Annotated in this window: 21 protein-coding genes and 1 pseudogene; 18 read left to right on the forward strand and 4 right to left on the reverse strand. The window is 42.2% G+C overall.

Annotated elements, in window-relative coordinates; genetic code table 11:
* Window positions 1-37 precede the first annotated feature (37 nt).
* From QFZ78_RS31815 to QFZ78_RS31855, 9 genes are all read left to right on the forward strand, one after another.
* Window positions 38-772, forward strand: coding sequence for an MBL fold metallo-hydrolase (locus QFZ78_RS31815; protein ID WP_307553339.1), 735 nt, complete (start codon window positions 38-40; stop codon window positions 770-772).
* A gap of 243 nt (window positions 773-1015) precedes the next feature.
* The gene (locus tag QFZ78_RS31820; RefSeq protein WP_307553340.1) at window positions 1016-1675 is read left to right on the forward strand and encodes a FusB/FusC family EF-G-binding protein; all 660 of its coding nucleotides are present in this window, start codon (window positions 1016-1018) and stop codon (window positions 1673-1675) included.
* 417 nt (window positions 1676-2092) lie between these two features.
* Window positions 2093-3421 (forward strand): ABC transporter substrate-binding protein, encoded by a 1329-nt coding sequence (locus QFZ78_RS31825; protein ID WP_307553341.1) that lies wholly within the window; start codon window positions 2093-2095, stop codon window positions 3419-3421.
* Window positions 3422-3490: 69 nt separating this feature from the next.
* Window positions 3491-4390: a carbohydrate ABC transporter permease gene (locus QFZ78_RS31830; RefSeq protein WP_307553342.1), complete on the forward strand. Its 900-nt coding sequence runs from the start codon at window positions 3491-3493 to the stop codon at window positions 4388-4390.
* Between the two features lie 6 nt (window positions 4391-4396).
* The gene (locus QFZ78_RS31835; protein ID WP_307553343.1) at window positions 4397-5227 is read left to right on the forward strand and encodes a carbohydrate ABC transporter permease; all 831 of its coding nucleotides are present in this window, start codon (window positions 4397-4399) and stop codon (window positions 5225-5227) included.
* Between the two features lie 29 nt (window positions 5228-5256).
* The gene (locus tag QFZ78_RS31840) at window positions 5257-6303 is read left to right on the forward strand and encodes a glycoside hydrolase family 43 protein (RefSeq protein ID WP_307553344.1); all 1047 of its coding nucleotides are present in this window, start codon (window positions 5257-5259) and stop codon (window positions 6301-6303) included.
* 361 nt (window positions 6304-6664) lie between these two features.
* Window positions 6665-7819: an extracellular solute-binding protein gene (locus QFZ78_RS31845; protein ID WP_307553345.1), complete on the forward strand. Its 1155-nt coding sequence runs from the start codon at window positions 6665-6667 to the stop codon at window positions 7817-7819.
* Window positions 7761-9602 carry a cache domain-containing sensor histidine kinase gene (locus QFZ78_RS31850; protein WP_307553346.1) on the forward strand — a complete coding sequence of 614 codons (1842 nt, stop codon included), beginning with the start codon at window positions 7761-7763 and terminating at the stop codon, window positions 9600-9602. The genes QFZ78_RS31845 and QFZ78_RS31850 overlap by 59 nt, the downstream gene beginning before the upstream one ends.
* Window positions 9595-11202, forward strand: a complete 1608-nt coding sequence (locus tag QFZ78_RS31855) for a response regulator (RefSeq protein WP_307553347.1) — start codon at window positions 9595-9597, stop codon at window positions 11200-11202. Before QFZ78_RS31850 ends, QFZ78_RS31855 begins: the two co-directional genes overlap by 8 nt.
* Window positions 11203-11275: 73 nt before the next feature.
* Here QFZ78_RS31855 and QFZ78_RS31860 read toward each other — a convergent pair whose 3' ends face one another.
* Entirely contained in the window at window positions 11276-12154 is an 879-nt protein-coding gene (locus tag QFZ78_RS31860; protein WP_307553348.1) for a LysR family transcriptional regulator, read from the reverse strand.
* A 139-nt stretch (window positions 12155-12293) separates the two neighbouring features.
* Here QFZ78_RS31860 and QFZ78_RS31865 point away from each other — a divergent pair, with 139 nt between their 5' ends.
* Both QFZ78_RS31865 and QFZ78_RS38665 read left to right on the forward strand, forming a co-directional pair.
* Window positions 12294-12833 (forward strand): YbhB/YbcL family Raf kinase inhibitor-like protein, encoded by a 540-nt coding sequence (locus QFZ78_RS31865; RefSeq protein ID WP_307553349.1) that lies wholly within the window; start codon window positions 12294-12296, stop codon window positions 12831-12833.
* 164 nt (window positions 12834-12997) lie between these two features.
* Window positions 12998-13117 carry an S-layer homology domain-containing protein gene (locus tag QFZ78_RS38665; protein WP_373461148.1) on the forward strand — a complete coding sequence of 40 codons (120 nt, stop codon included), beginning with the start codon at window positions 12998-13000 and terminating at the stop codon, window positions 13115-13117.
* Between the two features lie 416 nt (window positions 13118-13533).
* Here QFZ78_RS38665 and QFZ78_RS31870 read toward each other — a convergent pair whose 3' ends face one another.
* A complete protein-coding gene (locus QFZ78_RS31870; protein WP_307553350.1) occupies window positions 13534-16104 on the reverse strand; it encodes an Ig-like domain-containing protein in 2571 nt (856 codons plus the stop codon).
* A gap of 229 nt (window positions 16105-16333) precedes the next feature.
* On the opposite strand from QFZ78_RS31870, the gene QFZ78_RS31875 reads away from it, so the two are divergent.
* From QFZ78_RS31875 to QFZ78_RS38670, 6 genes and pseudogenes are all read left to right on the forward strand, one after another.
* Entirely contained in the window at window positions 16334-17128 is a 795-nt protein-coding gene (locus tag QFZ78_RS31875; RefSeq protein ID WP_307553351.1) for a helix-turn-helix domain-containing protein, read from the forward strand.
* 577 nt (window positions 17129-17705) lie between these two features.
* Window positions 17706-19661, forward strand: a complete 1956-nt coding sequence (locus QFZ78_RS31880) for an endonuclease MutS2 (protein WP_307553352.1) — start codon at window positions 17706-17708, stop codon at window positions 19659-19661.
* A gap of 209 nt (window positions 19662-19870) precedes the next feature.
* Window positions 19871-20572: an RNA polymerase sporulation sigma factor SigK gene (gene sigK, locus QFZ78_RS31885; protein ID WP_307553353.1), complete on the forward strand. Its 702-nt coding sequence runs from the start codon at window positions 19871-19873 to the stop codon at window positions 20570-20572.
* 80 nt (window positions 20573-20652) lie between these two features.
* Window positions 20653-21271: pseudogene (locus tag QFZ78_RS31890) on the forward strand (ABC transporter ATP-binding protein).
* Between the two features lie 184 nt (window positions 21272-21455).
* On the forward strand, window positions 21456-21623 hold the full coding sequence (locus QFZ78_RS31895; protein WP_307553354.1) for a hypothetical protein: 168 nt from the start codon (window positions 21456-21458) through the stop codon (window positions 21621-21623).
* Entirely contained in the window at window positions 21592-21708 is a 117-nt protein-coding gene (locus QFZ78_RS38670; protein WP_373461149.1) for a hypothetical protein, read from the forward strand. The genes QFZ78_RS31895 and QFZ78_RS38670 overlap by 32 nt, the downstream gene beginning before the upstream one ends.
* Window positions 21709-22460: 752 nt before the next feature.
* Here the strand turns inward: QFZ78_RS38670 and QFZ78_RS31900 are convergent.
* Window positions 22461-23024 carry a spore coat protein gene (locus QFZ78_RS31900; RefSeq protein WP_307553355.1) on the reverse strand — a complete coding sequence of 188 codons (564 nt, stop codon included), beginning with the start codon at window positions 23022-23024 and terminating at the stop codon, window positions 22461-22463.
* Between the two features lie 616 nt (window positions 23025-23640).
* On the opposite strand from QFZ78_RS31900, the gene QFZ78_RS31905 reads away from it, so the two are divergent.
* Complete coding sequence (locus tag QFZ78_RS31905; protein ID WP_307553356.1) at window positions 23641-23928, forward strand: hypothetical protein; 288 nt, start codon at window positions 23641-23643, stop codon at window positions 23926-23928.
* Between the two features lie 377 nt (window positions 23929-24305).
* Here the strand turns inward: QFZ78_RS31905 and QFZ78_RS31910 are convergent, their stop codons facing one another.
* Window positions 24306-25355 carry a YeiH family protein gene (locus QFZ78_RS31910; RefSeq protein ID WP_307553357.1) on the reverse strand — a complete coding sequence of 350 codons (1050 nt, stop codon included), beginning with the start codon at window positions 25353-25355 and terminating at the stop codon, window positions 24306-24308.
* Window positions 25356-25361: the final 6 nt, after the last annotated feature.

Genomic DNA, 25361 nt, shown 5'->3' on the forward strand with positions numbered 1-25361 from the left:
AAAATACATCGAATCACATACGAAAAATGGAGGTTATATGAAAGTAACATTTCTGGGTTGTGGGGACGGTTTTAGTATCGAGCAAGGGCATAATAGTGCTCTTCTTACCTTTGCAGATACGAATTTATGTATAGATTTCCCTGAGTCTAATCACCTTGGGCTGCATCAATTGGGAATGAAGCTCAATCAGATTGAGCATATTTTTATCACTCATCTGCATGAGGATCACGTGAATGGCTTGCAGAAGCTCGCTTTGTATCACCGGGTGTATCCGGGCAGAATGAAGCCGAAGCTTTATGTACCTACCGGTTTAAAAGACGATTTATGGCAAATTTTGCGCCACGGATTGGAGTTGACAACGCGGGGAAAACGCGTGTTTGAGGACTATTTTGACGTTGAATGTGTGGATAGTGTGTTTACGGTAGCGGGTGTGAAATTCGAACTTGTCCCTACGTTGCATGTGCCGGACATGCTTAGTTACGGTCTTCTGTGCAAGCCGTACTTTTACTTTAGCGGGGATACTAGATTGGATGAAAACTACATTCGGAATATCGCCGATGAAGTACAAACCATTTATCACGAATGTCATATGCAGGATGATCAGCTGCCGTCGCATACGTCACTCGAAGAACTACTGACGCTGCCGGAATCCATTCAAATGAAGATGATTCTTATGCATTACGTGGATGATTATTTGGAACCGAAGCTAAGGGAGAAATTTCATCAGCAATATAAGTTTCGGTTGGCTGAGCCTTTGCTAGAGTATACGTAGTGTGTCAGTGTATATCTTGCAGCTAATGAAGGACCTACATTATAATAGTTCTTACAAGGGAGGCGGTAAATATGGCAAATCAATTTGCCGGAATAAGTAACGACTCATGCAAAGCCTTACATTAGGGCGATCTTTGCATGGGGTGATTTGGAAGTCGTGATCGCCCGAGAAGCTTAAATCGTTTCTAATAATGGGGCTTTGCAACTTATTTTATTTTTATCAAAAATAAGGGGCTGAAAAACAATGAATCAACCATTCATTAGAAACCATCAGTATAATGATATCAAGAAGCAGGTCAATCTGCTGCAAAGTACCTGTAACTCCGTTTCCGATCGGAAAGTGGTGGAGTCGGTGCGATATAACGCGCAAGCCAAACTTAACGAGGTGTTTCCGGATGCGAATGGGCTGCAAAAGCAAGCACTGGGGAATATAACGCTGCTGCAAACAGCAGGCGAGTTTCAGTACTATTTGCGTTCCTTGGAGCCTTATTTGGCGGAATTTGCGCACGTGACGGAAAATCAGCTGAAGAAGCTTTTTCCCAAAATTAAAAAATTAAAGGTACCCGATTTAACGGCCATCGACTATCGGTACGTGACGTATCTCGGCTGGACCGATATCGCGACGAATAAATTGTTTCTCGTTTATCATCTGAACGGGAAGCTCGTTGGAATAGAAGGGAAATATACGCCGACGAATAAGAAAGGCATTTGCTTTGTGTGTAATCGGCATGAAGAGGTTGCGTTATTTACGGCGGTGACCAAATGGAAGCCGGCAAGCGCTACGCCTGATTACTACAGAGCAATCGGCAATTACTTGTGTGTGAACAGCGAGGCTTGCAACAAGAATATAACCGATGTTGCCGTGTTGGAGAAATTCATACAGGGCGTGTTGATTGGTCCGTAATTGCCGAGTTGTATAAATGAAGAAAAAATCAATAAAGGAGCTGCCTCGAAGGTCATCCAGACCTAAGGGACAGCTCCTTTTCTCAAATGTGCTGCTTACCTGAAAATATGTCCAATGGTCCTTGAATATCGTCATGGTAACGCTTTCGCAAAGCCATTATAGTTAGGTTGTGTTAACAAATGAACGAAGAGGTGATGAGATATAAGAGAATGTAAGGATAACTGGAGTGTTCAAAGGTTGGGGGAGTTGAAAAGAAGAGCGATAAAAGGCTCCATTGGCGTGGGTTCTCCTTTTGATCGCTCATCGGTAGTGAGACTGAATTCTTGCGAAATTCAATCATCACTACAATGTTGACACAAATCAAGCCAGAGAAGCAAGTCCATTATTGTGTGTTCAAATTGAAGGGAGATTATATACATGGTTAAGATGAAAAGGTTTCAAATGATTGGTTTAGCTGGGCTATCCATGGCAATGGTGCTATCAGGTTGTTCTTCAACTAAAACGGCGACTTCGTCTCCAGCTGCGGCAACACCAGCACCAGCAGCTTCAGCGGCAGCAACCAAAGCACCTGAACCTGCAAAAAGCGCGGAAAAAGTGACCGTGAACTTCTGGACGCCATTCTCAGGTAATGATGGTCCATTTATGAAAAAAATCGTCGACAATTACAATAAATCACAAGAAAAATATACCGTGAAAATGACGATTCAACCTAATGGAGATTACTATAAGCTGCTTGATACAGCGATCGCAACGAAAAAAGGAGTTCCTGATGTAGCGATCATGCATCTTGACCAAACCCCTACGTATATTGCGAAAGATTTGCTGCAGCCATTGGACGAAGTCGCAAAATCCGTTGGTGTTGAAAAAAGCAACTTCCCAGCTGCAACCGTAGATTACTCAACAAAAGATGGCAAATGGTACAGCATTCCTTTGGACGTTCATCCATTAATTATGTACTACAATAAAGATTTGTTCAAAGCTGCCGGTATTACTGCGCCTCCAACTAATCGTCAAGAATTTGTAGATGCTGCGAAAAAGCTAACCGATCCTTCCAAAGGTGTTTGGGGAGCGGCAATGCCAACTTTCTGGATTCAAAATTTCTTGTTCCCGACCATCCTATTCCAAAATGGCGGAAACTTTTTAGATGATAAAGGGAATATTGCTTACAACTCACCAGCAGGTGTAGAAGCCGTTACATTTATGAGAAGCTTATCGACGATGAAAGTTTCCCCTCCTACTGTGGCGCAAGATGGTGACTTTAACTTGTTCCAACAAGGGAAAAGCGCTATGCACTTCAATGGTCCTTGGTCCAAGGATGCTTTCGATAAAGCCAAGATTAACTATGGTGTTGCACCCGTTCCACAATTAGGAACCGTTAAACAAGCCGTTTTCGGCGGATCACACAACTTCGTGATTCCTAAAACAACGACAGATGCCAATGTTCTTGCAGGTGCAGGTGATTTCTTGAAATTCGTATCTGCCAATTCGATTGATTGGGCAGAGTCCGGTCAAGCGGTTGCTTCCAAAGTCGTACGTGACAGCGCGGCGTTTAAAGCTATGACACAGCAACAAACAGAAGTTGCTAAGTCTTTTGATTATGTTCAATTTGCACCTAAAGTATTAAATTGGGGTCCCATTTCCGACAGTATTTGGACAGAATTAGCGAATGCTTTACAAGGTAAGAAGGATCCGAAAGCTGCGCTTGATGATGCAGCAGCCAAATCTACACAAGCGATGAAAAAGTAATTCATAGTGAAAGGAAGGAAGACGGGTATCTTTTACCCGTCTTCAATTCTAAGTATAGGAGGGAATCCGTTGTCAACAACATCAAATTGGAAATCAAAGCTGACTTCAAGCTTATTCATATTGCCGTATTTTCTAGCCTTTTTAGCGTTTACGCTCTTTCCAATCATTTATGGCTTTATCATTAGTTTCAAGCAATATAATTTACTGGATCCTGTACATCCGTTTGTTGGATTAGACAATTATAAGCAGATTTTTACGAAGGGTACGCAACCTAATGACCTCTTCTTCATTGGGATGGAAGCGACTTTGAAGTTTGTCGTCTTTTCGGTTCCATTTTTAGTTATTGTAGGCTTAGGCTTTGCTTTGCTGCTAAATGCACTTCCCGCAAAACTTCGGTCACTCTTTCGATCGATTTATTTTATTCCCTATGCGGTTTCGGCAACGGTAATGGCCGTGATTTGGAAGCGAATGTTCGATGTTACTGGCGGATTTATCAATATGTTTATAGCAAAGCTGGGAATTCGTGAGTTTGACCCCGTTCCATGGCTGCTGGATAGCCCCTTCGTATGGTTCGCATTAGTTATTGCTACGCTTTGGTGGACCATTGGCTTCAATATGATTATCTTTGTAAATGCACTGAATGGCGTGCCTGAGGATCTTTATGAAGCAGCAAAAATAGATGGAGCCAATGGCTGGGACAGACTTAAAAGCATCACAGTCCCGTTTATTAGACCCGTAATCATCTTTGTACTAATTACTTCCACCATTGCCTCCTATAACGTCTTCGCCCAGCCCAATTTAATGATGGGGGATAAGGTTGAAGAGACGAAGGTTTTATTAATAGGTATTCTGCAAACGGCTTACACAGCCAGAGAAATTGGTTCTGCTTCTGCCATGGCTATTTTAATGGGATTAATGATTATGATTGTTTCTATTATTCAATTCAAAGTCACAAATAGAAAGGAGTAGAGGACGATGAAACCTTCGAAGATTTTTTATGTGCTGTTGGCTTCGCTGCTAGGTATCATTTTTATCCTTCCGATGCTATGGATGTTTTCAAATTCATTTAAAACAGATGCTGAAGTGATGGCGCCCGTGTTTCATTTGCTGCCTCAAGAATTTACATGGGATAATTTCCATACTATTTTTGTGGGGGGAGATGTTGAGGTTCCGATCTTTCGCTGGATTTTTAATTCATTCTTTGTAGGCTTTGCCGCGACAGTCCTAGTTCTATTGCTAGATACCATGGCTGCTTATGCATTAACTAAGCTGGACATTCCTTTCAAAAAAACATTGTTTGCTTTATTCATAAGCTCATTAATGGTTCCAGGGATTATTTCATTCCTGCCTCAATATTTGAGTTTCAGTAATTTGAATTTGATCAATACGTATTATGTACTCATATTGCCGTATTCCGGTGGGGCTCTCGGTGTATTTTTGTTAATTCAATTTTTCCAATCCTTTCCACATGAAATTATTGAAGCTGCGAGAATCGACGGGGCTAATAAATGGCACGTTTTCACGTCCGTACTGCTGCCTTCTTCTGTTTCAATTGTTACAACGCTCGCTATTTTCACATTTATGAATGTTTTCAATGATTACGTATGGCCGTTCTTCACGGTTACAGACTTGGAAATGAGAACACTTACGGCGGGAGTTGCCGTTATGGCAACCGGCAGCTTTACGGCTTCCTATGGTAAATTGATGGCTCTAGCCACATTATCAACGATCCCGACACTCATTATATTTTTGATTGGTCAGAAGCAATTCATTCAATCCATTACAGCCACAGGGGTTAAACAGTAAAAAGGAACGCTGTCAAAGGTGGTTTTCATATGCGCATATTGATTGCTTTATTAGGTTGTATTTTGCTATTTTCGGGATGTTCGAAAGGGGTTGTAGAGGAAGCTGTGAAGGAAACCAAAAGTACGGTATCACGGGCAAAGGAAGCGAAAACGTTTACGAATCCTATACTGGACAACGGAGCCGATCCATGGGTCACTTCGAAGGATGGGACCTATTATTATACGCATACAACGGGAAACTCGATTCGGATATGGAAGTCGCAAACATTAACAGGGCTTTCAAATGCTGAATATAAAAACGTCTGGTTTCCACCTGTTTCAGGACCTAATACTTCAAACATTTGGGCACCTGAGTTACATTATCATAAAGGAAAATGGTATATCTACTACGCAGCAGATGACGGTCAGAATGAGAACCATCGGATGTTCGTGCTTGAATCGGAGACAGATGATCCTCTAGGGAAATATATAGATAGGGGAATGATGGATACTTCTGGCAGATGGGCAATCGATGGAACACCACTGCAAAAAGAAGATGGAACGTTATATTTCATTTGGTCCGGCTGGGAAGGTACGGTGAATGTAAGTCAACATTTGTACATTGCACCGATGAGTAATCCGTACACGATTAGCGGAAAACCAGTAGAAATCTCAAGACCCACCTATGATTGGGAATTGGTCGGGAATCCTACGATTAATGAAGGTCCGCAGGTATTGATGCATAAGGATCAAATTTTTGTTATTTATTCGGCAAGCGGCAGTTGGACCGATGACTATTGTTTAGGAATGCTGAGTACACAGATGAAAAGTGACTTGTTGAATCCTGCCTCATGGAAAAAACATGATAAAGCCGTATTTTCAAAAACAGATCAAGTATTCGGACCCGGTCATAACTCTTTTGCGAAATCGCCAGACGGGAAAGAGGACTGGATTTTGTATCATGGCGCGAAAACGCAAGGCTCTGGCTGGAATCGCAACGTGCGTATGCAGCCTTTTGGGTGGAATCCTGATGGATCGCCTAATTTTGGGACTCCGATTGCGGAAGGTGTTCCAATTGTTGTGCCTAGCGGTGAATAGAATTTGTTAAAACAAGGCTGTCCTCAAGGTCTATGACCTTATGGGATAGTCTTATTTTGTTTTCTGCTAAATATGCGAATATCTGCCCTTGATATCTAAAAATATGTCCATTACTGGAGTAATTAGGTCATTGGATTCACCTGCCCTAATTTGTATAATTAAAAGATACTATATTTTTAATCGGGGGATTCAAGTGAGCGGTAAGCAACGATCAAGATTAAGCGCCACATTACTCCTTATCCTAATGAGTTCTTTCACAATAAGCTGCAGTCCACAGCTGAGCACCCATTCAGAAGAAGTCAGCTCTAATAAGCTGAGAATCACCTTTTGGTCTCCGTTTAGTGGAGGCGATGGACAATTTATGGCCGAATTAATCCAGCAATATAATAATGAGAATAAAGATCACGTTAAAATAGAACAGATTAACAATAATTCTGGTGATTATTATCCTAAGCTCTCAACGGCAATCGTGACAGAAGAAGCGCCCGATATTGCGATTGTTCACTCAGCCAAATATTCACAATATGCGCCAGCGGGCTTCTTGACAGATTTGAATGAACTGGCTGTCGAGGCTGGCGTTAATTGGAACGATTTTAATCCGACGATTTTGAAAAGCACGGTTGCCGAAGATAAGCATTTAGGAATTCCACTAGATACACATCTAGAAGTCATGTACTATAACAAAACTTGGCTGAAGCTGGCTGGCCTTCTAGATGAGAAAGAAAAGCCTATTTTATCCAATGGTGAAGAAGGGTTCATTCAATTTCTACAAAAAATCCGTGCGAGTGTACCGGAACATATCTCTCCTCTGGCTGAGCCGAATGTGCGAATTGACTCCTTCTGGTTATGGTATTCCTTCTATAATCAGATGAGCATGGATGGTGGACGATTCTATACCGACGATGGAAAAGCGGCAGCCATTGATAATCCTTCTGCGCTGCAATCCTTGCAATTTGTGAATTCTCTTTATACTAGTAAGCTCATCCATCCTAATATTAACGATACGGTTCAGAACTTTGCTAAAGGAAACGCAGCCATTTTAATTACGGGCGTTTGGGCAACGGGTACTTTTGAAAAAGCTGCAGACTTGAATTTTGGTGTTACCAAAATACCTCAAATCTACGATCATCCAGCGGTTTGGGGAGACTCTCACACGTTTTCTCTTCCCTATCATGAGAAGCCGGATAAGCAAAAGCAGATAGCAGCCATTAAATTTGCCAATTGGGTAGCGGCTCACGGTGCAAGCTGGGCGAAGGCCGGTCATATCCCGGCTGTGAAGAAAGCTGTAGAATCGAAAGAGTTTCAGCAGCTTAAATATCGTCCGGACTATGCCAGCTCGGCGGATGATGTGAAATATTTTCCAAATCAACCGCGACAGGGAACGATTAATGATGAACTTGTGCGTGAGTTTGAAAAGATGATGGTGGGTCAAACAACACCACAAGAGGTGCTGCATAATGCGCAAAAGATCATTAATACCAATCTTCAGATTCAGCAGAATACAGCTCCAAAATAGGCTGCAGTGGATCCAAAACCTGCCTATTGCCGTTAAGCTTATTGTTATTAGCTTTATACTTATTGCCGTTCCGCTCGGAATTGCCAGTTATTTGACTTATACGAGCTATTCCGCATCGATTCAAAAAAATACCGGCAAATATCAAATGGACGTCGTGAAGGAATTAACCGCTAATATCGATACCTATATGAATGAACTCAATTTGTTAACTCTGTTGCCTTACCAATCACAGCAAATATTGAAATATTTGGAAACTGGCGGGCGATCGGATGCGAATCTTTCGTTTAATGAAAGGGTGACGATCGAGGATTTTACGAAGCGGGTATTTGCTAATGGAAGAGTGGATATTTCAGGGTTAACCCTTTATAGAGTTTCTGGCGGTACTTACACGGCCATGTTGGAGGAGCAAGCTAATTATTCACTAAAAAGGGTTGAAGGTGAGCCATGGTATGAAAAAGTATCCAAGACAGGAAAAATCGTTTATATCGGCACCTTCAACAAAAATGCCTTAGACACAAATAACCAGGTGTATTCCTTTGCCAGAAAAATCCGCAGCGTAGATACGGGTAAGGTTCTAGGCTATCTAGTGCTGGATGTGGATAAGAATATGATTCGCAACAAAATTGAAGCTATTTCCAACGATAAGAAGAACATTATGATCGTCGATAACGAGGGATCGATGATCTATAAAAGCATGGAATATTGGATTGATTCCGATAAATTACTGCCATATAAAGGTGCGGGGACTGTTGTTTATAAGCAAAACAATGATACGGAGCTCTTATCCTACTATACTTCACCCTTTACGGGCTGGACGATGATCGAAATGGTACCGCTTGCCACTTTGCTTCAGGACACCGTATATGTTAGGAACTATATCATCCTGATCGGAGCGGTTTGTTTGCTCCTTGCATTCATTATTTTCACTATTTTCGCCCTGCGTATTACGAATCCGATTAGCGAATTGCGTAATTTAATGAAAAAGGTTGTAGTCGGAGACTTACATGTATCAATTCCCATCAGCAGCCGTGATGAGATTGGGCAGCTGAGTCAATCGTTTAATATCATGGTATCAAAGCTAAGTGACTTAGGTTATCGTCTTTATGAATCGGAAATTAGAGAGAAGAATGCGCAAATATCGGCTTTGCAGAGCCAAATTAACCCGCATTTTTTATATAATACCCTAGGTTCGATTAGCATGTACGCAGAAATACAAGGCAACCGTGAAGTGGTTAAAATGACTAATAATTTAAGCAAGCTGCTGCGTTACAGTATCAATAGTCACAAAAGCCAAGTGCCGCTTAATATGGAACTAGAGCATGTGAAAGGCTATATGGCTATACAGCAAATCCGTTTTGAGGATAAAATTCAGTTCCACGTAAATATTGAGCCTGAACTGCTTTCCTATTCCGTTATTCGGTTTATTTTACAGCCGATCATTGAGAATAGTATTGTGCATGGCATTGATAAGGGGAATGGATATGGCAACATTATCCTTACAGGAAAGAAGCAGGATGATAATATGCTGATCACCATTCAAGATGATGGAGCGGGTATGAGTGCGGTTCAATTGCAACATTTATTGGATAAAAAATTCGATTTTGCCTCCTCTGAGGAGGGCACAGGCGGTCATGGTTTAATGAATGTACATCGAAGAATTGCTTTGCGCTATGGCAATCAGTATGGCATTAAGATAGAGAGCAGTCTTAAACAAGGAACAACCATATTCCTTACTTTACCGCTCATAGAAGATCATCTTGAAGGGGGTAAAAGGGATGCCTAATATCCTAATCGTAGATGACGAAGCCATTTTTCGTAAAGGCATTCGGCTAATGATTGCAGATATGCACTCTGAATGGATCGTTATTGAGGAAGCTATGGATGGCGTGGAAGCCTTAGAAAAAATAGAGGAACTACAGCCCGATTTGATAATTACAGATATCAAAATGCCACGGATGGATGGTATCCAGCTGCAGTATATTGTGAAGGAAAGGTATCCGCAGATTGCTTGTGTTGTGATGAGCGGGTATAACGATTTCCAATACGCTCGTGAATCTCTAAGATTAGGAGCAAAAGATTACTTAATGAAACCGTTCGAAAGAGAAGAATTATATGATTTGCTAGGCAAGCTGCAGGAAGAGTTTGCGCTTGAAAAGCAGCAAAATAAAGTAAATGCCAAAGATAGACAAGTACAGAATCAAATGCGTCACCATGTATTAGCCGGTCTACTAACGGGGAGCATTCATCATGCGGAGACAGAGCTGCTTGAGAATGTAGGAATTCTATTTCCACATCCTAATACTAGCTGTTTGGTTGCTAAGCTTGACCGAGATTCCGTAACAGATGAAAGATATTACCAATTGAATCCATCTTTGTTTACCGTCTACATGCAGCAATTTATTCAGGAGAGCATCGACAAATCCCTACTTGGACATGTTTTTATTTTGCATGATAACGAGGTTGTTGCTTTAATCAATCATGAGGAAGGGGAATCCTCGTTTTCAGAAATAGAGAAATTAACGAACCGAATACGCAAGGAAATCCGCGGGCAATCCAATTTTACAATCACGTTTGGACTAGGCAGTCCTGCCAAGGACTTGGAGTCTATTTCTAAATCCTACAAGGAAGCGGGATTAGCATTATTGTACCGATTGGTTATTGGCGGAGATCGCTTGCTTTCAAGTGAGACCATTGCCGAAATGAAAATGGAGAAGTTCGAATGGCATTCCTCCGATTGGAACCTGCTCAATCAGTTTGTCCAAGAAGGCGATTTGGCTAATGTACAATACCAAGCAAGTCAATTCGTAACCAAGCTTTGCCAACAATGGCATGACCCAGAGATCATTCAACAGCAAATTTGCAAAATGCTGCTGCATTTCTATGAACAGGCAGTCAATTTGGCTGTGGTTAAACAGTGGCTGCAGGCTACCGATGTGAAGCAGGTGTTGATGGATATTTACTCCATTTCGTCCAGTAAAGAATTGATCGAACGCTGCCAGAAGCTGTTAGGTGATTTAAGTGTTTGCATGGCGAATCGCAAGAAAAAGTTTGTAACCAGTCCAGTTGAATTGGTTGTGCGATATGTCGAAGAACACTATGCTGAATCTATCACCCTAAACATGATGGCGGAAATCGTTTATCTGAGCCCGTCCTATTTAAGCAGCTTGTTTAAAAGCAAGCAAGGTCAGTCTTTTATCGATTTTCTTACGGAAAAACGAATTGAAAAAGCGAAAACGATGCTGCTCTACTCGGATGAAAAAATTCAAGTGATCTCGGATTCAACGGGCTTTACGAATATTCGGCATTTCAATCGCGTGTTTAAAACGCTTACGAATCGAACCCCTACAGAATACCGTGAGGGTAAGAATATCGGAGTGAATTAGGTGAACTTTTGTGTACGTGCTCTGGGCACCATATCGCCGCGTGCACAAATTGTCGATCAAGCAGAAGGCACTTTTACGTGAATTGCTCCTTTACTTTACTAATAAACATTCTACTAGCTTGACCTAGGAATCTGTCAGACCGATACACGATGCCAATATCTCGTTTGGGTGTAGGCTCAACCAAATTTATTATATGATAGAATCGGTCATCCCAGGTTTTCAAAAGCGGTTTGGGCAAAACGGTCCCGCCAATATTGTTTTTAACAAATCGTTTTAATGAAATCATTGTTGATGTTTCGATAATTGGGGTCAAATCAAAGTTCTGGTCTTCACAATAGGAATTTACCAACTTGCGGCAATGATGATGATCAGGAAACATCACGAGACTCAAATCTTTGAGTTCCTTCAAGCATATTTGCGAGCGTACAGACAATTCACTACTTTTCGATACTGCCACTGCAAATTTTTCTGTATATAAAGGCACACGGACAAGCTTGCTGTCTTCCATAACAGGAATTATAGTAATGCCGATATCGATGTTTCCTTCCAATACTTCCTCAACAATTCGATTAGAATCTTGAATCAGGAGCTGGATGTTAGGAAACTCTTGATGGAATTCAATCATCACGGGTGTCAAAAGTTCATCCAAATCACATGGTAGTACTCCCAAGACTAATTTTCCGCGCTGCATCGTGCGCAAGTCGTTAATCGCATCATGAGCATAGTCCAAGTTTCTGAAAATTTGGCTACACTGTTCGTAAAGAATCTGTCCCGCTTCTGTTATTGCAATTCGCTTGCCCATACGATCAAACAGAGGCGTCCCGATCTCATACTCTAACGCTTTGATTTGCTGACTTAAAGTTGGCTGTGCTATGTTTAGAAGTTCCGCCGCTTTCGTGAAATGCAACTGTTCGCAAACAACCTTAAATGCCTCCAGGTGCCTCAGTTCCATATTTATCTCTCTCCAATCATTCAAAATTACAATGATTGTAATTCAAACTATCTATTTTTACAATGATTTGATATTTGATATACTTCGAAGCAAGGAGAGGTCGTCTCCAAATATAAAACCCATAACATGGAGGTTCAAAATGAAAAATGAGCTAAATAATCCGTTTGCAAGATTGCCGGAAGTAGCCAGCTTTAATGTGACAAGTTCGGATATCCCTGAAAATAATGTATTATCCGCTCCACAGCTTTCAGGAAAATTTGGGGTAGAAGGCGGGCAAGATATTTCACCTGAATTGAAATGGTCCGGTGCCCCGGAAGGGACAAAAAGTTATGCAGTTACGGTGTATGACCCGGATGCTCCTACTGGATCAGGATTTTGGCATTGGTCTGTCTCTAATATTCCCGCTAACGTGACAGAATTGCCATCTGGAGCAGGAAGTGAGGACGGGTCTGGTTTGCCAAACGGAGCTATTCAATTGAACAACGATGCCTCGTTTGCAGGTTATATTGGTGCTGCGCCACCCGTTGGAGATGGACCGCACCGCTATTATTTTATTGTTCATGCTTTGGATGTTGAGGATTTAGGTGTTAAGGCTAATGCAACACCAGCTTTTCTAGGCTTTAATATGCTCACCCATACTCTAGGCAGAGCGGTAATAGTAGCAACGTTTGAAAGATAATTAATGTTTTGAAAGTTAAATGCGCGACAAGATGAAGACTGGGAAAAGGCATAGGCAATATCTATTTCTATTGTGCTATCGCCTCCATTCTTCAAAAAGACTATTCGCGGGCTTCGGATTACTTCGAGCTTGCAGAACGATATATACCGGAAAGAAGCTCAGCAATAAAGAAGCTTGGCCTTATAGAAGGTACAGGTACATACCAATTCAATCCGAACGCCCAAGCAACAAGGGCAGAGGCTGTAACGGTTCTGCTGAAGATGCTGGTGCTAGAGAACAAGTAAAGTGAAATCGTCAGTCCGAACTGATTTATAGTTAAATAACGGGGTTTTCCTTTAGGCGGCATTATAACTGCTTGAGGGATAACCCTTGTCTTATTTCAAATATGAAGTCTCCACACATGTGGAATGCTGTCTGCGCTTAAGATTTGATCCATTACTGTAGAAACGATCGGAATTTGAAGAGCTCAAATAATAATTGACTGTAAAACCTTAAGACTGTGTAGATACTAACAAAAACCCTGATCAACCAATACTGGTTTAATCAGGGTTATATTTGTTATGCTCTTGTCCTATAAAGATCAACTCAGGAGTATGAATGATATTCTTGTTTGCCTCATAAATGATCGGCATTCAAATTCCCGTCACCGTAGAACTGTTTTGTAATGGCATACAGGGTATCACCCATTTCAATCTCATTGCTATTTGGATTTTAAGCTATCCATAAAGCTAACATTTGAGAACTTCGCATAGTTCAACTGCTCGATATCATTTGAAACATCATTGCTGTCTACGGCAAAACCAACATACACTGAACCCTTCATCGCTACAGTTTTCTCACCGATCGGTGTCCATTCTTTACCGTCCATGGAGCCATAAGCATAAAAGGTATCGCCCTTGCGGCTAAGCTTGAGCCAGTAACCCTGTTCGACACCGTTGATCTTGAATGGAATGTCTGGTACAAGCTGAATGCCCGCCTTTTCGGCATTAGAAGCGCTGTCCAGTGTTTCGGTCAATTCATTAAAGTCTCCACCTTGTGTTTCCCTTCCTGCCAAATAGGTTGACCAGCTGTATGTTTTTGAGAGCTTCACCCAGGAAAGTCCCAGGGCTGCGGTTGCACTGTCATCTTTCAGGTCATTGCGAACCATCAGGCCTGTGAATGCATGGTTGTCAACGGATCCAATTTCCTCTAGCTTTGCAGTGATTTCCATATCTCCAGTCACTTTCTTATAGACGAAATGAAAATCATCTTTGGAAGCGTCCGATTCTTCTGATTGTTCCGTGCTGCCCTCGCTAATGCCAAGCTTTCCGTTTCCTTTTACAGTGATCACATTATTAGTCAGGCTTGCAGAACCTTGGATGTCCGGCTTGCCGATGTCAACCGATGACCAATCTCCAACAGCTAATGTACGGTTATCGGTGTTGATATGAACGTTGGCTGCAGTAGTTTGAGTCTCATTTCCTTTTGAATCTATAATTCTTGCGGAAATAAAGTAAGAAGCATCCTCAAGTCCCTTGATGGTATATTCATAATGGTTTCCTTTTAATACAGCGTCACCCAGATATTCAGAACCATTGTATACCGCTACCTTTTCTATACGGTGTCCGAATTCGGAAGAAGCTTTAATTTTCACGGGTATCGCTTCGCCCAATGCAAACTGCGCATTGTTCGCTGGTGTCGTTATTTCAGCATTAGGGTTTTCAGCTACATGCCCACTATCTACAAGACCGTTGATATAAAGCTCAAGCCAGGTATAGCCGCTGTCTGTAATGGTTTTATAGGCATCTTCGGTGCCCCAGATCCCTTTTTCCTTTTCCCATTCGTCGGTAATACCGTTGTGATTCGTATCAAAATCAGCGGCACGCTGTTCTTCAATGACACCAAAGTCCGATATGTATCCGCCAACTTCATGCTCGGTATTGACATATCTTCCAAGTCCTTTTTCCACTTCTGCAACCACTCTTGCATCAATAGCATCACGACGCGGATAGGTTGCGCCTGCCTGCCGTAGAATGATGTTCAGCAATTGGTCACTAGCTTCCTCTACACCGTTTAGTACATAATCGTCAAACGCTGGATTGGTAATCCCGTTATTGACTCCTGTGCTATCTGCGGATAGATACGGTTCTGTTGCGATAGTTGTTTTATTATTACCGCTAATGTCGCCGGAAAACTTGACGTATTCTGATGATCCATCCAACAAGCCTGTCTCCTCACCGTTAATCCTATTCCCTGAGATGTAGAAACCGCCAAGCTTCCCACGTTCCCCTGCGTCAATAACCTGATTGACAACACTGTCTCTTGTGCCCGGTCCCGCAATCTCAATATTGTTCATAAAATTAGTGAAATTATAGCCGCCGCCATAAACCCCATTAAAGCCCCAGTTATAGATAACGTTGTTGGAGAATTGAAGCACGGCTACATGGTCTGCATTTGCTGCACCGGCATATCCGCCGCCGAGTCTTGGATTACGTGAGGTATGGTTCAAATAAAGATTGTGATGGAAGGTGGTTTTATCTCCGCCTGCTATACCACCGTAGCCATGTCTACCTTTCGAATGTCCCGAGAGCGTCAAGCTTTCTGAAATAATAGACCACTGTATTGTACCGTTTTCGCCCCTGTATGTAGAAAGGGTCTCATCCGTGTTCCAACTAAAGGAACAATGATCAAGGATGAATTGTTTGTTGTCTCTTCCCCACAGGGCATCCATGGAATCACTGCCGTTAAATACATTCGATGCACCTGGACGGAAAGAGATATACCGGATAATGATGTTCTCAGAATTACTGATATTGGTTTCCCATCCTGCAATGGTAATGCCGTTACCCGGTGCGGTTTGCCCGGCGATGGTCAGGTTTTTGATGTTCTTGAATCTTAAGGAATTCTTCAGTTCAATCGTTCCTGATACGTTAAAAACAATCGTACGACCCTCTACTGGGGTGGATAAAATCCCATGACGAAGGGACCCTTCGATAGGTTCATCATTATCGCTATAATCCTTAAGGTTGGTTACGACGTATACGTCACCGCCACGACCACCACTGGTATAGGCGCCACCACCTTCTGCACCAGGAAACGCGACGAGGGGTACTCCATAGAAACCGCTTTCATTTGATTGGGCTGAACCCGTACCACCGGGTAGTACCCAGCTCAATGAAAATGCAATCGCAATACTTAAGAGGACGGCCATGACTCTTCTAAATTTCGTATCCTTACTTTTCATCTGGTTTTCTGTATAACATGGATGCAAGCTTTCGTGACTCTTCTGCAACCCTGTTATACATCCTCCCTTCCCTATTGGAAAATGTAGTAAGCCTCAAGCTGCTTACTTCCATCATTTTATACCTTGTAAGTATTTCGCACCTGCCAAAAAAAATTTTTTTTGCGCCAATTCTTGTACTTGTGCCAATATGCTAGTATAGAACTAAGGTTTTATTGAAGAGATGAGAAACACTTCACTGCTTATAGGGAAATCCAATTACCTTTATGGAGGCTTAGAAGTGAAAATCCAATATCAGCATCGTCATCAACCGTTTCACACATTTATATCTACCGATAATACCTATCCCCTTCATCTTCATAAACACGTTGAAATTACAATAGTCCTATCTGGCAAGATCCAAATTACCATCAATCAGAAGGAGTATGTTCTGTCTGAAGGAGACATGGTGGTTATTTTCCCCAATCAACCCCATAGCTACAAAACAACAGAGAGCAATCGGATCCTGCTGTTTTTTTTCGATGCTGCATTCCCAGGGGATTTTACGGGAGATTTAATGAAGCATATTCCAAATCAACCGATGGTTCCCAAGGAACACTTGGTTTATAACGTCCCGATCATGCTGAAAGCATTATACGAGCGATATATGGAAAATTGTGATAACCGTCTGCTTAAGGCTTACACCTCTGTCATAGTAGGACATGTTTTGCCATTATTATCCTTGGAAAAAATAGAGTACACCCAAGATCTGGACAGTATTCAAAGGATTCTTGCCTATGTGGACCTTCATTTCCTAGAGCCTGTAACCCTGGATATGCTTTCAAGGGAATTAGGGGTCAGCAAATTTCATATCTCACGAATCTTCTCTGACCAACTCCACACATCATTTCGGGATTATGTGAATGGCCGACGGGTAGCCCTTGCCCAGATGCTGCTGCTATCCACCACGAACCCGGTCACAGAGATTGCGTTTGACTCCGGATTTAACAGTTTGCGTTCGTTTTATCGTGCCTTTAAAAAGGAATATGGGATTACACCCAATGATTTCAGGAGGAATGCCCAGGAGGTGATATAAAGTTCTCCCGACTGAAGTGATGCTTTCAAATAAAAGGAAAGCTTAATTCCACATCAAGCAGATCTGTGGGATAAAATCTATGTTCATGTTCGTTACGACGACATAAGCCCCTTGACTTTGGTGTCCGAATATAGATATGATAGCAATAACTTCATATAGCAGGGGGAAATTTTAATGTTTGTTGGTGTTCTTAACTCATAATTGGATAACGACGCTGTAGGGAATTCAATTCTTTACAAAAAAAGTTGAAGGGTAACAAAATCGGCATGTCCGCATTATGGGCATGTTTGTTAAGTTGCATTCAATCCGCGTCAACCAAGAGTTAAGGACATAACGATTTCCGCCTGCCGGACGGCAAATCTGCGTGCTCTTTCGAGCACGCTTTTTTTAATAGAGCAAAGGGTTTTGTCTATTCCGCAAGGACAAACAGCTTTTGTTCGATTAAGTGCCGTTAAACGAACAGGAATGGGACGCGTATGCGTTCTGTTCCTGTTTTTTTATATCTTTTTTTTAAGACTGATTGCCAATTTCATTTTACTTATGCTCTGAGGCATAAGCATACAGGAGGACGGGAACGATGAACGAATCCAGTTTGAAGAAGCTCGAGTATGACAAAATCAAACAAATGCTTATAGGGTACACGGTATCGAATTCCGGCAGAGAGCTAATGATGAAACATAAACCTAGCGTCAATCGGGCGCAGGTCAGGGCTTGGCTGCTTGAAACTGAGGAAGCGACGCAATTGTTGAAAACTGGTGCGAGCGTGCCGCTATCCGCAATGGAAGGTATTGAGCCGTTCATAGCTTTGCTCGGCAAGTCAAAGGTTTATACCGAACAGGAGCTCAGTCATTTGTCCGCATGGCTTACTGCTGTGGCTCAAATGAAACGATATATGGACGCGAAACGATTGTCGGCTCCGACCATAAGCGGCTATGCGAATTCAATGTACGATTGTCCAGAGCTTCGTAAGGAATTGGAACGCTGTATTCGTTATGGCGTATTAACAGATCAAGCAAGCCACGATCTTGGTGATATCCGCAAACATTTAGCTGTAATCGAAGATCGAATCGAGAGAAAACTGACGCAAACCTTAAGCAAGTACAAAGCAGCTCTTCAGGATCAATTGGTTAGTAAACGAAATGGTCATTATGTTCTTCCTGTTAAACGTGAGCAGCGCAAGCAGGTGCCTGGTACTGTATGGGATGAATCTTCGAGTGGACAAACGCTCTTCGTCGAGCCGGTTGATCTGGCCGAACTTCAGGTGGAATGGCAAATGTGGAAAGCTGAAGAGGAACGGGAGCGGATGATTATTTTGTCGTCATTGTCCGATCTTGCAGAAGAGCAAGGAGAGCGGCTGCGGTGGAATCTGGAAGCGATGGCTACTTTTGATTTCATTTTTGCTAGAGCCAAATTATCAAGAACGTACGATGGGATTTCAGCTGTACTCTCTGAACGACCTTATGTCAAATTAGTTGGAGCGAGACACCCAATGTTGGCATCCAATTGTGTCCCTTTATATGCCGAACTCGGTGGAGCCTGGAAGCAGCTCATCATTACAGGTCCGAATACTGGGGGCAAAACCGTTACCCTAAAGACCATAGGATTGCTCGCGCTTATGGTTCAATCGGGTCTGCTTATTCCAGCGGAAAAGGGAACCGAATTTGGCTTGTTCCAACATATATTGGCAGATGTAGGCGATGGTCAAAGCATCGAGCATTCGCTGAGCACTTTCTCCGCTCATATGGAGAGTCTGAGAGAAATACTTCAAGCAGCAAACGGTCATACCTTGCTGCTGCTTGATGAAATGGCTGCAGGGACAGACCCTGGAGAAGGGATTGCGCTAGCTATTGCGGTATTGGAGGAGCTGCTGGAAAGAGGCTCGCTTGTAGCAGCAACGACACATTTTAACGAAATCAAACGCTTCGCTGCCCAGCAGGAAGGATGTATGAATGCTCGTATGGCGTTTAACGCTGAAACGCTTATTCCCTTGTACCGACTCGAAATCGGTGAAGCCGGAGATAGCTACGCCTTTGCAATTGCCAGACGCTTTGGACTGCCGGAGACAATCGTTAGGCGTGCAGAGCATAGAGCTTCTGCATATACGATGAAAGAGCTGGGGAGTGGGGCTCCTCAAGAGGAAAAAAGTCCAGAGAAGGATAAGAACGGACAAAGTTTACCAAAGAATTATCATGAGGGGAAAACAACCGTAAAACCGAAAGAAAGTAAACCACCCTCTAAACCTTTTGAAGTAGGTGATTGTGTTTGGATTCATCCTTTGAAGAGGACAGGGATTGTATTCAAGCCAGCGGATGAACGAGGCGACATTTTGGTTCAAGTGCAGAAGAGCAAAATGACGTTTAATCGCAAACGTCTGTCCCTCTATATTCCCAAATCGAAGCTTTATCCAGAAGGAGACTATGATATGGATATTGTCTTTGATACAAAGGAGAACCGTAAAAAAAGAAAACAAATGCATCGAAAATATGTACCTGGACTTCAAATTACAACAGAGCCCGAGAAACCACGCTCCTAGCAGAATTGTCGAGGCACATAAAAGTCCCTTCCTAGTAAAAGGTGGGGACTATTTTATGTGTAGTGAGGATAAGCCAGAATCAATTGGCTAACTCATGTAAAGTAATAGGTACATGCACTTCTAGGCAACCACCTACATAGACTAATACTAAGCGCTAAGCGGAGGCTCCAAACAGCAATGATCCGCAAACATTGAAGGGGGTGGCTGGAGTGGCAGGAATTTTTAGTGCTATTGCAATCTTGATCAAGCAATTGACCTTGCTTGTATCCTATGTCAAAAATAATGCATTTCCACAACCTCTTACCGAGGCAGAGGAAGAAACACATCTCAGGCTCATGGCAGAAGGTAATGATCATTCCAGAAACAAACTGATTGAGCATAATTTAAGGTTAGTTGCCCATATAGTAAAAAAATTCGATAACACAGGGGAAGATCTTGAGGATCTGATTTCGATCGGCACCATTGGTCTGATCAAAGCCATTGAATCGTTTTCGCCGAACAAAGGGACCAAGCTCGCGACTTTTGCGGCGCGTTGTATCGAGAACGAGATTCTGATGCATCTGCGTTCATTGAAGAAAACGCGTAAAGATGTGTCCCTGCATGATCCCATCGGAACGGACAAAGAGGGGAATGAGATTACCTTGATCGACATCCTCGGGACGGAAGCGGATGATGTCGTGGATAAGGTGCAGCTCAAGATAGAGAAGAGCAAAATCTATCGTAATCTCGAGATATTGGACGATCGGGAGAAAGAAGTCGTTGTTGGGAGGTTTGGGTTAGAGTTAGGTGGGGAGGAACGGACGCAGCGGGAGATTGCGAAGGAGCTGGGCATTTCGCGGTCCTATGTGTCGCGGATTGAGAAAAGGGCGCTCATGAAGCTGTATCATGAGTTTTATAAGGCGAAGCGGTAAAACGGCGGGCTAACAGAGTTAGAATGAATCGCATACTTCATTGTTTGGGATCTTGGGATCACGAAATGGAGGCGAACGGAATGAGCTTAATTCAAATTGAGCATGTCTGTAAGCAATATGTGATGGGTGGGGAAACGATTCGCGCCTTAGACGATGTCTTTGGAGATCGAACAAGGCGAGTTTGTAGCGATAATGGGCCCGTCAGGCTCGGGGAAGTCTACCCTGATGAACATCATTGGGTGTTTGGATGTATCAGATACTAGAACATACGTTCTAGATGGCAGGGCAATTAACCAGCTGAAGGATTCCCAGTTGGCGGAGATTCGGAATCGGAAGATCGGATTCGTTATTCAGAGCTGTAATTTGCTACCGCGATTAAGCGCATACGAGAATGTGGAGCTGCCACTGATTTATCAGGGGATGATGAGGATGGAAAGGGAGCCGCTTGTTATGAAGGTGTTGGAAGCGGTGGATTTAATTGACCGAAGGGAGCATATGCCTCGGAATTATCCGGTGGCCAGCAACAGCATGTTGCGATCGCGCGTACGTTGGCTGGAGATCCGGCGATTATTTTGGCGGATGAGCCGACGGGTGCGTTGGATTCGAAGACCGGCATTGAGATTTATGGATATTTTCACGAGGTTGAATGATCAAGGTAGGACGATTATTCTCATCACGCATGATCATGCGATTGCGTAGCAGGAGAAGCGGGTTGTAAGGTTTCGGGATGGGCGGTTGTTGGAGAGTGTTTAAAATTGCAGTATTCGATAAATAATATGAAATTATACTTGAAGCATACTGGATCAGTGAATTTATCATTGATTAAGTATGCTTTTTTTGCATTCACAGTAATTTAGAAGGCTGTTTGGGCAGAGGAAGCACAGTGTCTTCTTGGACCGAAGAAGCTGTGAACAAGGCAGTTGAAGCAGGTTTAATGGAGGATAAAGTAGAGCAAATCTTTGATTCGAAGTCCGAAGCTTTACGCAAATATCGAAATGATTGCGTTAAAGCTGAGTTATATGGAACGTACGTATTTTTCAAGATTATTTAAAAAGTACTTTGGGGTTGGGAAGTCAGAGCATTATCATGCTGAAACATTCATTTGGATCAGAATCAGGCTTGGAACTGCAACTTGATTTGAATATATAGACCGTTGAACGTATAGTGCTGTCTCGTCAAGTTTCGGAGATATAGTAGCTGAATGCCTCTTGTCTTGTGATGCTCGAAGTCAACCACAACAAACAGGAAGTTATGCTCCTCTAGGAACCTAGTGACGGGGGAGATAGTAATGACCTGTAGACTCGAAATCATCATCGGTTGTTTATTAGTAGCTTCCTCAATGAAAGGCCTTCAAACCTTCTTGAGTATGATAAACAGTGAAGCTTTTGCCGTAAGGCTGGCCCTGACTTTCTCCTTTCGCAATATCTAGACCAGCAACAGGATTCATAAGATCACCTTCGCTTTGAATGTATTTGCCGGCAGCCCTTAGTCCCGCTTGTAGTGTCATAGCTTCGCTTGTTATTCGAGATCAATGTCTCAACCAGCCTCAAACATATTTCTACAAGTAGGGGGTGAACAGTTTAGCACAATGGTTCAAGCTCCACGGGCAAAGACGTTCTACCCCGGCTACCCGTACTAAACCCCTTAATGAAAAAGAGTTCAACCATTAAATACTGGCTGAACTCATAATACGAAACATTCCTAATCTTCATTCTATAGTCATTTTTTAAGCAGCTTGATTATTTGCCTAAAACTATCTGGAACTTTTGGTCCGCTATCACTTTTAAGTAATTCTGTATCAACACGGCTAAATATCGTTGTAGTACATTTATTCGCTGAGCGTCCTTAATTGCATTCTCATTTTTAAACTCGGTTAGCAAAAGCAACATTACTGGTGGTCGGCTACAAGTGGCTGAGCTTTTTGATAGATCTGTTCCATGGCTTGCAACATTTCGGTTGGAGCTTCATGGTTTTGATACCATCCCTTACGAACCATATACTCCAGCACTTCGAAAGACTGATGGGAACACATCTTGAAAGAATCTTCCAAAAAAGAACGCAACTGTGGTACAGAGCAATTAAAAGTTGACCATGCATTGTCTTTACCAGCACGATTTAAAGTGAGTAAGTACGCCGTAGCAATCGACCGATCGTCCAGTTCGAATAATTTGGTTTGAGGTTGTATGGCTTCATATTTTTTAGTAGCGTTCATAGATAATGATGTGGTTTTTAATGGAGGAAAATTCAATTGATCCGTGGATCCGTTGGGTAGAGAAGCGAATTCGACCTTAATATTGTAATCCTGTAAATGAGTGGAAAGGTGACTTGTGATCAAATTCTTTAACTCTGTATCTTTAACTTGATGGATGAACAATGCCATGCAGTTTATTGTCTTGGTACAACTCATAAGTAGTTCGTTCAATTCATTGGCTTCTTGAATACTAAGCTTCATTTAACGCACTCCCTTAAAATTTTCGTTGAACCATATTCTATCTAATTACTCATTTTTTATGCTCATCTGGTTTATTGTGTTCTGGAGTTAAAAATTTATTCAATTTCTGGCAATGGGGCTAACTATCAAATATTTTACTGTATATTTATACATACACCAAATTCCAACGTATTCTGCAACAACAAAAATGGAATCGTGTGGGGTTTACAGGCTCTGTTATCTAATTAAATATTAAAATATAGATCACAATGCTACCGAATATCGAGGAGAAACTTGCGCCATTCGAGGCAAGACTACATTGGAGGAAGCTATTACCATGCAGCCCACTAGGTTGCAATCGCTCTACGAGAAGCTGCCTGACTTTCAGCAACTACTCTTTCATTATGATCCTTAAGGAAAATTAGTCGAGTATCTCAGTATTATACTTATTGATTTCGGCTTGAATATCCGGACTTAGCAATTCATACATCTTTCAATGATTCGGTAGATAATTGGGCGACAGTCTCAACCCGCAAGATTTTAGACATATTCGACTCAATAGGCACAAATTCTATGAGTGAGAATAAAATGCATCTAAGTAGGCGAAAATGGAGAAAAAGGAAATGAAGGTGAGATAATGAGACAACGAAATGATGACTGGATGATCCCCGAAGATGACGCAATTTTAGCAGAAATTACACTTAAGCATATCCGTCAAGGCAGCTACGAATTAAAGGCATTTTCAGAAGCTGCTGAGCGAATTGGAAGCAGTATCAGCGCGTGTTCATTCAGATGGAATTGTATAGTAAGAGAAGGACATGAAGAGGTAATTAATGCGGCTAAAGCAGAACGTATACAACAAAGAAATCGCGTGCGACATAAATCAGGAACTTTATTTCTGATAAAAAATCGGGGTCTTGTTTAAATGATTACTAAGCCACTTGCCAAGGTGGCTTTTTTCGTCTGACAAATCATGAATTTGTGGTAGTACCCCATATCTATCATGAGCATAGTTGATTGACAAAATTAATAATTACATGTATTATTAATACAAGTAAACCAATCGGAATTAAATAAATGTGAGGGTGATCCCAATGTTTTTACTTAAAGAAATTGTATGCAGTTTGTTGCTATGCGTCGCATTCCTTTGTTATTTTAAGGAGTTTAAGCAAGGTGATTGGGGATCGGAAGGGTAATAGGCAAAAGTGAAGCAGTTCTATAACAAAAAAACGGCAATCCATCATATGATGACGGATTCCGTTAATGTTGAACAACTTTTGTGAATCTTGTTTATGAGAAAGACTAGTAAAATGCCACAACGAGTACTTGCCCCAGAACTATCAACGCAGCAAATCCAACAATGGCTACAACAACCGTATTTTTCCCCACTTTTTTAAAATCTGTCATGTTAATACTCAGTCCAAGGCCTGCCATTGCTATTGACATTAAGAAAACACTCACAGCAATCATTACGTGAATAACCGATTGAGGCAGTAAACCCGTCGTATTCACCAAACTCATGGCCAAAAACCCGAAAATGAACCAAGGTATAGGGAGTTTTCTCCAACTTTTTTTATCATTTTCCATGCGCTCGGTAGAACGGTAAAAATAACCTAATACTAGGGCGACAGGGATAAGGAGTGCCACCCTGCCCAATTTAACCAGTATAGCGGTCTCGCTTCCCATATCTCCGCCAGGAGCCCCAGCTGCAATAACGTGTGCCAATTCATGCAAGGTAGAACCTGCAAAAACTCCGTATGAATAGGAATCGAGCCCTAAATATGGGTAAAGAAAAATATAAAATACCGCACCAAGTGTCCCTAAGATTGCGATACAAGCAACGGAAATAGCCGTTTGCTCTTTTTTTGTGCCTATTAAAGGTGCAACAGCGACAATGGCAGCCGCTCCGCAAACCGCTGTACCTACGGCAATTAAAACTCCTAACGTCTTATCCACCCGTAACCATTTACCCAAGAAGATCATAATAGTCAAAGTAAATGCAATCACGATCATGTCGATTAACACGACTCGTATTCCAGCATCCAAAATTTGATTGAAATTTAAGCGAACTCCCATCAAAATGATTCCCGCCCGAAGTAAAAACTTGCTGCTGAACGTTATGCCGATACTTGCATCTGCTGGAACATCCATCACGGATTTCCATAATACACCTAGCATAATAGAAATAATCATGATGCCCATAATTGAAAAGAATGGAGCTTCCGCTATACGGCCGGCCAAAACAGCGAGAGTCGCCGTCAAAGCGATACCTTTTAGGGGCTTTTTCCATCTCGCTGAATCATTGATAACGGTTTTTCCAATGGGACTAGGCTGAACATTTGGGATTTGCAAGTCCAA

This window comes from Paenibacillus sp. V4I5, from assembly GCF_030817255.1.
GTDB lineage: Bacteria > Bacillota > Bacilli > Paenibacillales > NBRC-103111 > Paenibacillus_E.

Bases quoted from the DNA above. Each gene is read 5' to 3' on its own strand.
- QFZ78_RS31815 (WP_307553339.1), top strand. From the start codon at position 38: ATGAAAGTAACATTTCTGGGTTGTGGGGACGGTTTTAGTATCGAGCAA.
- QFZ78_RS31820 (WP_307553340.1), top strand. From the start codon at position 1,016: ATGAATCAACCATTCATTAGAAACCATCAGTATAATGATATCAAGAAG.
- QFZ78_RS31825 (WP_307553341.1), top strand. From the start codon at position 2,093: ATGGTTAAGATGAAAAGGTTTCAAATGATTGGTTTAGCTGGGCTATCC.
- QFZ78_RS31835 (WP_307553343.1), top strand. From the start codon at position 4,397: ATGAAACCTTCGAAGATTTTTTATGTGCTGTTGGCTTCGCTGCTAGGT.
- QFZ78_RS31840 (WP_307553344.1), top strand. From the start codon at position 5,257: ATGCGCATATTGATTGCTTTATTAGGTTGTATTTTGCTATTTTCGGGA.
- QFZ78_RS31845 (WP_307553345.1), top strand. From the start codon at position 6,665: ATGGCCGAATTAATCCAGCAATATAATAATGAGAATAAAGATCACGTT.
- QFZ78_RS31850 (WP_307553346.1), top strand. From the start codon at position 7,761: ATGCGCAAAAGATCATTAATACCAATCTTCAGATTCAGCAGAATACAG.
- QFZ78_RS31855 (WP_307553347.1), top strand. From the start codon at position 9,595: ATGCCTAATATCCTAATCGTAGATGACGAAGCCATTTTTCGTAAAGGC.
- QFZ78_RS31860 (WP_307553348.1), bottom strand. From the start codon at position 12,154: ATGGAACTGAGGCACCTGGAGGCATTTAAGGTTGTTTGCGAACAGTTG.
- QFZ78_RS31865 (WP_307553349.1), top strand. From the start codon at position 12,294: ATGAAAAATGAGCTAAATAATCCGTTTGCAAGATTGCCGGAAGTAGCC.
- QFZ78_RS31880 (WP_307553352.1), top strand. From the start codon at position 17,706: ATGAACGAATCCAGTTTGAAGAAGCTCGAGTATGACAAAATCAAACAA.
- QFZ78_RS38670 (WP_373461149.1), top strand. From the start codon at position 21,592: ATGGAACGTACGTATTTTTCAAGATTATTTAAAAAGTACTTTGGGGTT.
- QFZ78_RS31900 (WP_307553355.1), bottom strand. From the start codon at position 23,024: ATGAAGCTTAGTATTCAAGAAGCCAATGAATTGAACGAACTACTTATG.
- QFZ78_RS31905 (WP_307553356.1), top strand. From the start codon at position 23,641: ATGAGACAACGAAATGATGACTGGATGATCCCCGAAGATGACGCAATT.